This is a genomic window from Clostridium sp. AF32-7AC (assembly GCF_003477925.1).
GTDB lineage: Bacteria > Bacillota > Clostridia > Lachnospirales > Lachnospiraceae > Otoolea > Otoolea fessa.
The window spans coordinates 250,109-262,747 of record NZ_QUEG01000001.1; the positions used below are offsets into that span (position 1 = coordinate 250,109).

Genomic DNA, 12,639 nt, shown 5'->3' on the forward strand with positions numbered 1-12,639 from the left:
GGAGGCTGCGATATGTTAGGATTTTTATTTATCTGTATTTTGTGTCTGTTTCTAATCGGAGCCCCTATTTTTGTTGCACTCGGAATGGGAACGACACTTTCGATTATGCTTGAGGGAAATTTCCCATTGGTTCTGGTACCACAGAGAATGTTTGCGGGTCTTGACAGCTGGCCGATCATGGCGATTCCGATGTTCATGCTGGCAGGAAATCTGATGGATCAGGGCGGTATGTCCAAACGGATTGTAGATTTTGCAAGTGCGTCGATCGGCTTTGTAAAAGGAAGTCTGGCGATGGTAGCCGTACTGGCATCCATGATTTTCGCGGCAATTTCCGGTTCAGCAACGGCTGGAACAGCAGCAATCGGTTCGATCATGACGCCTGCATTTAAAGAAAAAGGCTATAACATGAGTTTCGTAACGGTTCTGCTCTCAGCAGCAGGAAGTATCGGACCGATTATTCCGCCAAGTATCTTAATGGTTCTGATTGGATATTCCACAGGTGCATCTGTTGGTCAGTTATTCCTCGGAGGCGCTATTCCTGGAGTTATGATTGGTGTGGCACTGATGGTCTACTCCTATATTCACGCTTCCAGGGGCGGAGATGCATATATCCAGACAACCAAGTTTGATCCGAAAGAAGTACGGAGAACGATGTTTTCTGCACTTCCTGGTTTAGGACTTCCGATTATCATTATCGGTGGTATCATCAGCGGTATCTTTTCTGCAACTGAAGCAGCGGCTGTGGCGGTTGTCTATGGCTTCCTGGTAGGTATGTTTATTTACAAAGAAATTACATTGAAAGATTTACCTGGTATTTTTGTTAAGTCCGCGCAGACGGCGGCTGGCATCATGATTATCACAGGCTGCGCTTATATCTTTGCATGGTTTATCACAGCAAAACAGCTGCCGCAGCTCTTAATCCAGGTTATGAATACATTCATCACAAGTAAGACTGCATTCCTTATTTTCTTAAATATTGCGCTGTTCTTAGTTGGAATGTTTATGGAAAGTTTCTCTGCAATTATCGTTTTAATGCCGATCTTATTCCCGGTAGCAACCGCTTATGGAATCGACCCGATTCACTTTGGTGTTATTGTCTGCATCAACCTGGCGATTGGATACGTAACACCGCCTTATGGAGCAACTTTATTCGTTGCCTGTGGATTGACCGGCAAGAGTGTAAGAGAGGTATTCCCGTTTGTAATTCCTACGATTCTTGCAATGTTAGTTGTACTGATTATTGTTACATATTTCCCGCAGACCTATTTATGGCTGCCGCAGTTAATGGGATAAAAAGATGAAATGAAAGGAGGATTTATTGTTATGAAGAAAAATGTGAAACGGTTTGTAAGCATGACGATGGCGATGCTGGTGGCAGCTGGTTCTCTGGCAGGATGTGGAGGAGGCGGCAGCGCTTCCACAGGAGAGTCCGCAAAGGCAGCGGCTAATACAGGCGGTTCATCCGGTGGTGCGGTGACCGTAAAGGTTTCCTTATCACAGGCAGCAACCGAACCTCCGGTAAAAGCAGCGGAGTATTTTAAAGAGATTGTGGAAGAGCGCTCCAATGGCGAAATTAAAGTAGAAGTATATCCGGATAACCAGCTTGGCAACGAGCGAGATGTCATTGAGGGTATGCAGCTTGGCACTGTAGAGATGGCGATGACGTCGGTAGCGCCGTTCTCCAGCTTTGTTCCATCTGTTAATATATTCTGCCTTCCGTTCCTCTGGAGAGATAAGGAACATATGTATTCCGTTCTGGACTCTGACGAGATTGGAATGTCCTATAGCGGTGACTGTGAGGAGAAAGGCTTCCATCTGATGGGCTTCCTGGATTTGGGAACCAGACATATCATGACAACGCAGAAGACGATCAACAGTATCGAGGATTTAAAGAACCTCAAGATCCGGACCATGGAAAATCAGGTACAGCTGGATTCCTTTACCGCATTCGGCGCAAGCCCGCTGCCGATGGCATACGGCGAATTATACACAGCGCTGCAGCAGAACATTATTGACGGTGCAGAAGCGGCCAATACAAACTATTATTCCAAGAAGTTTTATGAGGCAGCGCCGCACTGGGCAATGGTTGGATGGACCAACGACTTAGGTATCTGCGTAGTTGCTAAGAATTTCTATGATTCTCTTTCGGACGAGCACAAACAGATTATCGATGAGTGCACCAAAGAAATGATCGATAAAGAGAGAGAACTTTATACAGCATCTGAGGATGAGTGCTTGGAACTGTTAAAGGGAGAGGGCATCGAAATCACAGAGCCGGATCGCGAACCATTTATCGAGGCAGCCCAGAGCGTATATGATCAGTGGGGCGATAAAGTAGGCGGAAGAGATAAAATTGACGCAATCGTTAATTTTGGAAAATAAAATGTGTTCAGTGACAGAGAAAGGCAAAGGTGTATATGGGATTTGATTATCAAAGTTTTTTGAATGACAAGATTTTTGAAGAATTAAACAAGATAAAAGCCTTTTCTCCGGAGGTTATTGAGCAGGAAGCGGCGGCGCGAAAAAAACCGGGATTTCCGCATGATAAGCTGGTATTTGCGGCAGCGGATCACAATGCCAGAATGATCAATGAGTACAAAGGAAATCCGATTGGTTTAAGTAATAGGCGGGAGTATTTATCCCGCCTGGTGCGGATGCTGCAGAGTGATCAGATTGATGGAATCGAGGCGACACCGGATATTATTGAAGATTTATTTATCCTCAATAAGTTGCAGCGGGAACGTGGAGAAAAGGCGTTTCTGGATGGGAAGATGCTGGTTGGCACTGTGAACCGGGGCGGTTTGAAAAATACGGTATGGGAGATGGACGATATGCCGTCCTGTTATACAGTCGATCGCCTAGTGAAACTTCGGATGGACGGTGTAAAGTTTATGATCCGTCTGAATCCGATGGATGAGCGAAGCAAATATACGGTTCGGTACTGTGCAGAAGCTGTCAATGCAGCAGAGTCAGCTGGTCTTCCAATTTTTATCGAGGCGCTGTATGTAGAAACGACGGAAACGGGGTTTACGATGAAGACGGATTCAGAGAGTCTGTGTAAGGTAGTCGGCGTGGTAGGCGCTCTTGGCTGCCGTGCATCCGGCAAATGGATTGAAGTTCCGCTGAATCATGAATATGCAGTTCCGACGGCGGCGACCACCTGTCCGGTGCTGGTAGTTCCAGACGAGGTAAAGAGTGAGCCGATTGAGGTTGTAGAAGAGTACACGAAAGAGATCGGAATCAGCAGCAATATCCGCGGAATCTTGCTGGGACGAAATGTTATGTACAATGAATCGGATCCGCTTCCAATCGCGGAAGCGATCGCGGATATCTGGCATAAGGGCGGCAACGCGGAAGAAAATTACAAGCGATGCGTCGAAAAATTATAAAAAAAATAGGGCATATCAGGTTACTGGGCATGTATGCGTGAACAGTAACTATATCAGAAACGGGGTATATACAAAAGTCTAATTGAATTTGATCCTTATTTGCGCTATTATAAAAATAAGCATTCCTGTAGACTAAAAGAAGTTGGATGCAAATCACAGATTTGTTCTACAAGAAAGATGAGGGAAACAATGCGAGTTAGTGATGTGGCATACGAGAAGATTAAGATGATGATTATTACAGCCAGACTTCGCCCCGGACAGACATTAGTAGAGGCTGAATTGATGGAAGAGCTGGGGATGGGACGAACTCCCATCCGTGAGGCACTGAATCGACTGGCATGGGAAAACTTTGTGAAAATTGTCCCGAGACAATGTATTATGGTAAATGAGATTTCCTTATATGAAGTGGAATCGATTTATCAGATGAGATTTGCTCTGTCTCCACTTGAATCAGAGCTTGCTGCTATGAATCGGACGGAAGAAGATTTAAAGCGGCTGAAAGACAGCCTGGAAGTCCTGAGAGAGGAGACAGATGCGGAAGAAAGAGTTCTTTTGGATCGAGCATTTCATAGAATTATTTCTTCTATGACTAGGAATCCGTTTCTTGAGCGGGAGATGAATAATTACCAGGATTTGAGTATTCGTCTTCTGTTTTTAAACCGGATTAATTTATCTTCGATTGATGATATGGATATTGGACATCATGAGGAAATTTATCGTTGTCTTCAGGAGAGAGATGTAGATAAATTGATATCGGTTCAGAAAGCGCATGTTCAGGCATTTAAAGAAAAATTTATCCGCTGAGAGCGGGAACTTCCCTTCGCTGAAAGGCGAAGGGAAATATAAGCCACATAAGATATATTTGAAGTATATTACTAACTCGGACTTTAAGTTGAAAGGAGACCAGCTATGAAAAAAATTGCTTTTATTGGAAGTGGAACTATGGGTACAGCTCTTGCAACGGCAGCCTGCAAGGGAATTGATCCATCGGAAGTTGTGATTACAGATGTGGTTACAGAAAAAGGACAGAAATTAGCGGACGAGCTGGGATGCAACTTTGTTGAGACCAATGGAGAAGCGATCAAGGCAGCTCATTATGTTGTGTTCTGTGTAAAACCGCAGTTTTTAAAGAGTGTTCTGGAAGAGGTGAAACCGGTCTTTGCGGCATGTGCAGAAGAAGGGCAGGAAAAAATTATCGTTTCGATTGTAGCGGGTGTTGAGGTTTCAACCTATATGAAAGAATTAGAGTTAGAAGGAAAGAATGTTCCGGTTATCCGTATTCTCCCGAATACAGCCTGCTTGATTGGAAAAGGTTTTATCCTGATCGAACAGGGCGACAGCTACACGAAGGAACAGGAGGACGAATTCCGGTATATTCTACGTGAAGCCGGTGGATTTGACAGCCTTCCGGCCTCCCAGTTTGTGGCAGGCACAGTATTAACATCTACATCCCCGGCGTTTATCGCAATGTTTGCTAATTCTCTGGCAGACGGCGGCGTTTACAATGGTCTTTTACGTTATCAGGCGAGAAGATATGCACTGGAAGGAATCCTTGGAACCGTGCAGCTGTTTTTACAGAGCGAAAAGCATCTTGAGAATTTAAAAGATGATGTGTGTTCTCCGGCTGGTCCGGCGATGATCGGTGTGAAGACACTGGAAGACCGTGGATTCCGCAGCAGCGTGATCAATGCAGTTGTCGATGCTTATAAACGATTTGATGAAATTGGAAAATTAAAATAATCGTTGCATCATCCTGAAAAAGCCCCCCTTTATATTTTTATACCACCTTAGCAGCCGGTCGGTTTCCCTGATGAAGAGAAGCCGACCGGTTTCCCATTAACTGCTTGGGATATCTGGTTTTGATAAGTGCTGTTTCCGGTACTGTGCCGGTGTGCAGCCAATGATCCGTTTGAATGTGGCGATGTAATTGCTGACCTGGTTGTATCCGACCAGTCCGGCAATCTGTGAGATGGGCAGATCGCGGTGAAGGAGGGAAACACTGGTCTGGATGCGGTAATTAGTTAAATATCCATAAGGAGTTGTGTGAAGAATATTTTGAAAAATCCGGCAGCATTCTCCGACGCTGATATTGGCTGATGCAGCCAGGTCTGAGAGCTGTAAATCATCTGCGTAATGTGCATAGATGAACAGGAGAATGGATTGTAGGCGCTGCTGGCGCAGGAGGTTAATAGAGGTAGAATTCCCACTGCTGTGAAAATTGGAAATCAACAGATTCCACATCGAGGCAATCTTAATGCAAATAGAATATTCATTGCCTTTAACCTGATTGGAAAGAAATAAATCGGTTATTTTTTTGTGCAGTCCGATCAACTCTTTTTGCCATTCGGATTCCGGGTGAATAGAGAAAGCGGAGAATTTCCCGCCGGCGGTATAGGGCAGGACGTAGTCCTGATCCATGCGGCTTCCAGGAAAAAAGGCAAGAAGGCGGTAAGGAAAATTGAGGCTTGCATAGGAGCCGTCTTCCGACATCTGTGTGACGGCATGAATCAAGGAGGTGTTGACGAAAATCAGATCTCCAGCCTGTCCGGGCAGAGAAAGATTATCTGCCTGCATTGTCAATGTTCCGCTTAGTACGAGGGTAAACTGCAGCTCATCATGCCAGTGGAAGTCGCGCAGCCAGCGTCCCGGCGGCTGCATGGAATGAATATCAGAATAGTAGACATTGACCGGAAAATCTTGATCTTGATAGTGGTTGATTTCCTGTAACTGGGAAGTAGATTTCAAAGGATCCCTTCTTTCTATAAAAATTCAATATGTTAAGATTTTGGTATTTTTAGTTATTGATATTGTACCATTTCCACATAAGAATTGCTATACTTTTAAACGAAAAGAGATTTATAGCAGGTGCTAAAAAATAAATCCCACAGAATGGGAATGTGAGTAAAAAATAGGAGGAAATCAGATGGCAGCAATCGAAAGAAAACCATACATGGATCGGATTGATCGATTAAAACAGAGAGTATTAAAGACCAAGCCAGAGATGGATCTGGAAAATGCAATTATCCTGACAAAGGGTTTCCAGGAATCAGAGGGGCAGCCGCTGTGCATCCGGAAAGCATATGCATTTAAGAAACAGTGCCTGGAGAAAACTGTAAAAATCTGGGGGGATGAGCTGATTGTCGGCAATGCCGGAAGCAAGCAGCGCGGCGGTATTTTAAGTGTCGATACCTGCTGGTCGGTTCTGGATGAGGAGCTGGATACCATCAGTACCCGTCCATATGACCCATTCTATCTGCGCCCAGAGGATCGGAAGGCATTTGAGGAGATCATCCGCCCGTACTGGAAGGGACGTTCCACATATGAGCAGTGGCTGGTACAATGCCCGGATTTTGCGGCAACCTTACGTGACTGCGGCGCTCTTTACATCAACCGTAAATCGGTTCGTGGCTGGGGCGAGACGACTGCGGGTTATTCCAGAGTCATTAAAGAAGGCATGGAGGGAATCAAGGTGCATATCCATAAAGTGCTTGATACACTTGATATTACCCGTCCGGGTGACTATGAGAAGATTGAATACCTGAAAGCGATGGAGCTGGCAGCTGACGGTATCTCCGCATTGGGACACCGCTATGCGGCAGAGGCGAGAAAGCTGGCAGAGGCAGAGCCGGATGAGAAGCGCAGAAAAGAACTGTTACAGATTGCAGGGACCTGCGATCAGGTTCCGGAAAAACCGGCGCGTACCTTCCGCGAGGCGATTCAGTCGATGTATATTTACCAGACCTGTATTTTCATGGAGCAGAATGCAGCAAGCTACAACCCGGGACGTATGGATCAGTATCTTTACCCATTTTATAAGGCAGATATCGAGGCTGGCCGTTTGACAGAGGAAGAGGCGCAGGAACTTTTGGACTGCTTATGGGTTAAATTCTCTGAGCAGTGCCTGTTCCAGGATCAGGTAACCGCACAGTTTTCCGCCGGTTACCCAATGTTCCAGAACGTATGCTGTGGCGGTGTGGATGAGCGCGGCATGGACGCAGTCAATGACGTGTCGTACCTGATTTTGCAGGCAACCGCAGAAGTACAGTTATATCAGCCGTCCCTGTCTGTCCGCTACAATATGGCGAAGAATCCGAGCAGCTTCTTAAAGAAGATTGCAGAGGTTATCAAGCTTGGAACCGGTTTCCCGGCATTCCACAACGATGAAGTTGGTATCGAGATGCTCCTGAACAAGGGAATCCCGTTAAAAGAAGCATATAACTGGAATCCATGCGGCTGTGTAGAGACGAACCTGGAAGGAAAACAGAGATGCTACACCGCATATGCAGACTTTAACTTAGGTTCTGCGGTTGAATTTGCCCTGTTAAACGGCAAGAGCCGTAAATATGGCATTCAGGCATCTGAGACGACCGGCGATCCGACTGCCTTTAATACCTACGAAGAGTTTGAAGAGGCAGTCAAAGAGCAGATCCGCTATGAACTTCGCGGAACCGTGGCTTCCAGCCATGTATGCGATGACATTGGCTTCCAGAGGGTCGTTCCGGCACTTTCCCTTTCCTTCTATGAGTGCGTAGAGAATGCGAAAGATTACGCATGGGGCGGTGCGAAATATAACCTTGGAAATGGTATTGATGCGATCGGCGTAGCAGACCTGATCAACAGCCTGATTGCAGTAAAGAAACTTGTATTTGATGAGAAAAAAGTAACGATGCAGCGTCTTCTGGATGCACTGGATGCAAACTTTGTGGGTTATGAGGATGTCAAGAAGATGTGTGATGAAGCTCCGAAGTACGGCAATGATGACGACGAAGTAAACGAGCTGACCGGTGATATGTTCTGTTTTATCGCGGACTATATCGAGTCGTTCCACAGCAAATTCGGCAAGATGACGCCAGGTATTCTTCCGGTATCTGGAAATACTCCGTTTGGTCTGGAGGTCGGTGCACTTCCGTCCGGACGTCTGGCTTGGAAACCGTTAGCAGACGGCGTATCTCCGAACCAGGGAACCGATACCGAGGGCATGGGCGCTGTATTGAAATCCATTTCCCACATTCCGCATGGCCGTTTCAATCAGGGAACCCTGCTGAATGTAAAGATGGATACGGTATTTCGCGACAGCCCGAACTCGACAAAAGAACTGATGAACTACCTGCGGAGTCTCTGCTCCCTGGGCGTATTCCACACACAGTTCAATGTCATTGATACGGAGACCTTAAAAGAAGCACAGAAGCATCCGGAGGATTACAACGGACTGCTGGTACGTGTAGCTGGTTATACAGCATATTTTACAGAGCTTGGAAAAGAAGTACAGGACGATATCATTTCCAGAACTTCACATTCCAATATCTGCTAGGAAAAAGAGTGAAATCTGCCGTGTTTCATAAAAAATACGGCAAATCAGCTACCGGGGATGTGCATCATGCGCGGTGGCGGGCAGCAGGCAAGGTGTACTTGACAGGAGGAACAGCGTATGGAATTAAAAGCAAATATTCTTCGGATTGAGCGGTTATCCCTCTCCGATGGGAAGGGAATGCGGACGGTTGTATTTTTTAAGGGCTGTCCCCTGCGCTGTGCCTGGTGTTCGACACCGGAGTCACAGTCGGGGCAGCGGGAAGTCTACTATATGAAAGAGCGCTGCACCGGATGCGGCGCCTGCATCCAGGTCTGTTCGGAACAGGCACTTCGCCGGAGCGAAAAAACGGGAGAGATCGTGAGGGATTACAGCCGCTGTAAACAGTGCTTTCAGTGTGTGGATGCCTGCAATTACCGGGCACAGCAGATCTATGGCAAGGAGATGACCGTAAAAGAGGTAATGCGCGAGATCCAGAAGGATGAGATGTTTTTCTTCTATTCTGGTGGTGGCGTGACACTTTCAGGAGGTGATCTGTTCTGTCAGACGGATTTTGCGGAAGCACTGCTGGAGGCCTGTGATGATGCCTGTATCAATGCGGCGGCAGAGTTAGATATGTTTACTTCGTTTGAAAATGTGAAACGGATCGTGCCGCATCTGCAGATGTTTTATGTGGATGTGAAAACCATGGATCCGGAAAAGCATAAGAAATGGACGGGGCAGGACAATGCCTGTATTCTGGAAAATATCCGCAAAGCCGATGCGATCTGCGCGCCGCATTCGATTCATGTCCGTGTGCCGCTGGTAGAAGGAGTCAATGATGATGTGGAAAATATTCGGAAAACGGCGCAGTTATGCCAGGAACTTAAAAATTGTCAGGAATTGGAATTTCTGCCATATCATAGACTGGGGCTTCATGCATACCGGCAGCTGGGAAGAAACTATCAATTAGAAGAACATGCGTCGATGAGCCGTTGGGATGTGTATCAGAAAATGGGATTTCTGTGCGAAATGGATTGGATGTTTGATATAGCGATATCAGGATTGGAGGTGTATAAAGCTGGAATAGGAAAAACGGGAGTAACAGAGGAGGTGTTAAAAGCGTAAAATACGATAAAAATTAGTATTGGATAAAAATGGATAATGGGAAAATGCGTACCGTGTAAGATAAGGTTGGTTGGTGAAAAATAGTCTTGCACGGTACGTTTATTTCTATGAATTTTCTATGAATTTCAATTTTCCTCTGGACAAACAAGATAAGTTAGTGTATACTAACTTCATCAGCAGTTAGACAGAACTAACTTTCGGAGGATAAAATATGAGTGTTGTAATTGTAGGTGGTCATGACCGCATGGTCAGCCAGTACGTGAAAATCTGCAAATCATTTAACTGTAAGGCAAAGGTATTTACACAGATGACGGCGGATTTCGGCAAACAGATCGGAGCGCCGGATCTGCTTGTACTCTTTACAAGCACCGTTTCCCATAAAATGATTCGGACGGCGGTTGATGGTGCAAAGGGAAGCCGGACAGAAGTTGTCCGCTGCCACACCAGCAGCAAAACCGCGTTGGAAGAAATTTTGCAGGAACACTGTGCAGCTTGCTGACGTATTTAAAGGCGAAGCCACGGCAAGTTCCGTTACTGGGCACGTATGCGTGAACAGTAACTCCGTCGGTTTCTGGAAACGATAGATTGATTTCGATATGGTTTGAAATATTCTTCCAAATATGGTATTCTAGTATATAGTATTATGGTAACTGGTCGGCAGCTTGGGAAGACTATTCTGCGGGAGACGGGAAGGCACGAAGCCAGGCCGGTTATGTGTTAGAAGTTTGGAGGGAATCACTTTGAAAATACAGCAGTCAGCAGAGGATTATCTGGAAACGATTCTTATGTTAAGCTATCGCAAGCCGATGATCCGTTCGATCGATGTAGTCAATGAGCTGGGGTATTCAAAACCAAGCGTCAGCGTTGCGATGAAGAATCTTCGTGAAAACGGTTATATTTCGATGGATCATGAGGGATATATCACTCTGGAGCCGTCGGGACGGAAGATCGCGGAGATGATTTATGAGCGTCATACATTACTGACAAAGCTTTTAGTAGCGTTGGATGTGCCAAGAGAGGTGGCAGTGGAAGATGCCTGCCGCATTGAACATGTGATCAGCCCGCAGAGTTTTGAGGCAATCAAAGAATTTGCAGCCGCGCATCTGGCAAAGCTCGAGAAAGCAAACCGGACAGATGAGCCGGAAAAATAGATGGCTGTTTAAGATTCGGACAGTTATATTCTCATCATAAATTTATAATTGCAGAGGACACGGAAGAGAGACCGCACGCGTGAACGTGGCGGTCTCTTTTTTCATAGGAAATTACGTCCTATGAAACAAAAAACGCTTCGCGGGATTTGCACTCGCGTGAAGAAGCTTTTCTCAAATAAAAGCGATCAGGCGTTGAGCATCTGTACCGAAAAATCATTAAAAGTACCCAGAACCGCCAGCGTGTAGCTGTAACCGCTGCGAAGCCGGATATTCGTGTTGACGATGGCGAAGCCCGGATTGGTCCGGCGGTAGACGGTCAGCTGGTAGATGCCGGGGATGATGTGCATGTAGCGCGTATAATTCATGTAATCCAGATCGGATACGACCAGACGTCCGTTCAGGTATATATCGATCGGTTCGCGGATGGAGGCGGCATTGTAAAAACGCAGGTGCGCGATCTCCGATGAGGTGGAAAAGAACGGCGAGAGAATGCCCCAGGTCCAGAGCGCGCCATTTGGAGATGGCTTCCAGTTGGAACCGCCGCAGTTTATGCAGCCACCGGTGTTCGGGCTGCCATGATTATTGGACGGCAGGGTGGGCATCACATCCCCGTATGGTCCGAAGCCCGGAGATACCTGAAGATCATTGGATGAGCTGTCCGGATATGTTAAGATAACAGGAGGCTGAGAACTAAATCCAGACTGTGCCGTATCACTGGTTCCAGCTGCTGCCGCATCCGTCTCCGGTGCCGCCGCCGGAGTCGTGTCAGCATCCCCCTCAGGCACTGCTGCTGCATCGTAGTTGTATGTTTCCATAAAAAGATACCTCTTTTCATATTGGCTATATTGCAGTATATGAAGAAGAAAAAAGGAGAGTTACTATTTGCAGGCAGGAATTTTCTGGACTGAAAATCCTGTTCGATACTGTAGAAAAGTGTATTTTGCCGATCTGGAATGCGGAGCATCGGCAAAATTCAGTTATAGTTTACATGATTTGGTGAAAGATCAAGAATGAAGAAAATAAAAAAGAGACTCGAATCTCGAATCTCTTTTCAGTGACCTGTCCGGGAATCGAACCCGGGTTTACGCCGTGAGAGGGCGTCGTCTTGACCGCTTGACCAACAGGCCATATTTAATTTTATTCAATCGAGGCGACGTGATTCGAACACGCGACCTCTGCGTCCCGAACGCAGCGCTCTACCAAACTGAGCCACGCCTCGATATGATTTTCTCGCTTTTGAAGCGGTGCTCATCAGCGACTCCTATATACTATCACGCCTTCCCAAAAAATGCAAGCGTTTTTTTTGAAAAAAATTGAAAAAGTTTTAAAAAATTGAAAAAACCCTTTAAAATCAATATTTTCACGCTTTTAACTTATATTTCGAAATTATTATGAATAACGTAAGAAAGCGAAAGGATGATTAAAGTCTTGCTAAGGATGCGCCGAAACTCTTTTCATTTTGGATAAAAAGAATAAAATGGGGAACAAAGCATAGTGAGCTTGCATTGAAAAATGAATGAGTCAGGAGGAATTAAGTATGAACATCATCGCAGCCATCTTATTTGGAATATATGGAGTGATCGGAGGCGTGAGTACCGTCGTATGTACCGTGAGCATTCCGGGTATCATTATTTGGAAAATTTACCGGAAAACGAAATATCATAAGGCGCTGACGGATTAAGTA

Annotated in this window: 12 protein-coding genes and 2 tRNA genes; 10 read left to right on the forward strand and 4 right to left on the reverse strand. The window is 45.9% G+C overall.

Going from position 1 to position 12,639, the window contains the following annotated elements; genetic code table 11:
• The first annotated feature begins 12 nt into the window (after positions 1–12).
• The 5 genes from DWZ45_RS01335 to proC all read left to right on the forward strand — a co-directional run bounded on the left by DWZ45_RS01335 (position 13) and on the right by proC (position 5,129).
• Positions 13–1,293, forward strand: coding sequence for a TRAP transporter large permease (locus DWZ45_RS01335; protein WP_118467183.1), 1,281 nt, complete (start codon positions 13–15; stop codon positions 1,291–1,293).
• Positions 1,294–1,323: 30 nt separating this feature from the next.
• On the forward strand, positions 1,324–2,382 hold the full coding sequence (locus tag DWZ45_RS01340) for a TRAP transporter substrate-binding protein (protein ID WP_182426606.1): 1,059 nt from the start codon (positions 1,324–1,326) through the stop codon (positions 2,380–2,382).
• 35 nt (positions 2,383–2,417) lie between these two features.
• Entirely contained in the window at positions 2,418–3,389 is a 972-nt protein-coding gene (locus tag DWZ45_RS01345; protein WP_107001107.1) for a hypothetical protein, read from the forward strand.
• A 189-nt stretch (positions 3,390–3,578) separates the two neighbouring features.
• Positions 3,579–4,193 (forward strand): GntR family transcriptional regulator, encoded by a 615-nt coding sequence (locus DWZ45_RS01350; protein WP_181357223.1) that lies wholly within the window; start codon positions 3,579–3,581, stop codon positions 4,191–4,193.
• 105 nt (positions 4,194–4,298) lie between these two features.
• Entirely contained in the window at positions 4,299–5,129 is an 831-nt protein-coding gene (gene proC, locus DWZ45_RS01355) for a pyrroline-5-carboxylate reductase (protein WP_107001105.1), read from the forward strand.
• Between the two features lie 96 nt (positions 5,130–5,225).
• Here the strand turns inward: proC and DWZ45_RS01360 are convergent, their stop codons facing one another.
• Positions 5,226–6,134 (reverse strand): AraC family transcriptional regulator, encoded by a 909-nt coding sequence (locus tag DWZ45_RS01360; protein WP_118467187.1) that lies wholly within the window; start codon positions 6,132–6,134, stop codon positions 5,226–5,228.
• Between the two features lie 178 nt (positions 6,135–6,312).
• Between DWZ45_RS01360 and DWZ45_RS01365 the strand changes: the two genes are divergently transcribed.
• From DWZ45_RS01365 to DWZ45_RS01380, 4 genes are all read left to right on the forward strand, one after another.
• Positions 6,313–8,700, forward strand: a complete 2,388-nt coding sequence (locus DWZ45_RS01365; RefSeq protein ID WP_118467189.1) for a formate C-acetyltransferase/glycerol dehydratase family glycyl radical enzyme — start codon at positions 6,313–6,315, stop codon at positions 8,698–8,700.
• 117 nt (positions 8,701–8,817) lie between these two features.
• Positions 8,818–9,804: a glycyl-radical enzyme activating protein gene (locus DWZ45_RS01370; protein ID WP_118467190.1), complete on the forward strand. Its 987-nt coding sequence runs from the start codon at positions 8,818–8,820 to the stop codon at positions 9,802–9,804.
• 211 nt (positions 9,805–10,015) lie between these two features.
• Positions 10,016–10,303, forward strand: coding sequence for a DUF2325 domain-containing protein (locus DWZ45_RS01375; RefSeq protein WP_022358490.1), 288 nt, complete (start codon positions 10,016–10,018; stop codon positions 10,301–10,303).
• Positions 10,304–10,544: 241 nt separating this feature from the next.
• Positions 10,545–10,955, forward strand: coding sequence for a metal-dependent transcriptional regulator (locus tag DWZ45_RS01380; protein ID WP_107001101.1), 411 nt, complete (start codon positions 10,545–10,547; stop codon positions 10,953–10,955).
• A 185-nt stretch (positions 10,956–11,140) separates the two neighbouring features.
• On the opposite strand, the gene DWZ45_RS01385 is transcribed toward DWZ45_RS01380, so the two are convergent.
• The 3 genes from DWZ45_RS01385 to DWZ45_RS01395 all read right to left on the reverse strand — a co-directional run bounded on the left by DWZ45_RS01385 (position 11,141) and on the right by DWZ45_RS01395 (position 12,174).
• Complete coding sequence (locus DWZ45_RS01385; protein WP_107001100.1) at positions 11,141–11,770, reverse strand: DUF4397 domain-containing protein; 630 nt, start codon at positions 11,768–11,770, stop codon at positions 11,141–11,143.
• 240 nt (positions 11,771–12,010) lie between these two features.
• Positions 12,011–12,082 (reverse strand) — tRNA-Glu (locus DWZ45_RS01390).
• Positions 12,083–12,100: 18 nt separating this feature from the next.
• Positions 12,101–12,174: transfer RNA gene (locus DWZ45_RS01395), tRNA-Pro, on the reverse strand.
• A gap of 318 nt (positions 12,175–12,492) precedes the next feature.
• Between DWZ45_RS01395 and DWZ45_RS14470 the strand changes: the two genes are divergently transcribed.
• Positions 12,493–12,636, forward strand: a complete 144-nt coding sequence (locus DWZ45_RS14470) for a hypothetical protein (protein WP_022358601.1) — start codon at positions 12,493–12,495, stop codon at positions 12,634–12,636.
• The last annotated feature ends 3 nt before the right edge of the window (positions 12,637–12,639 follow it).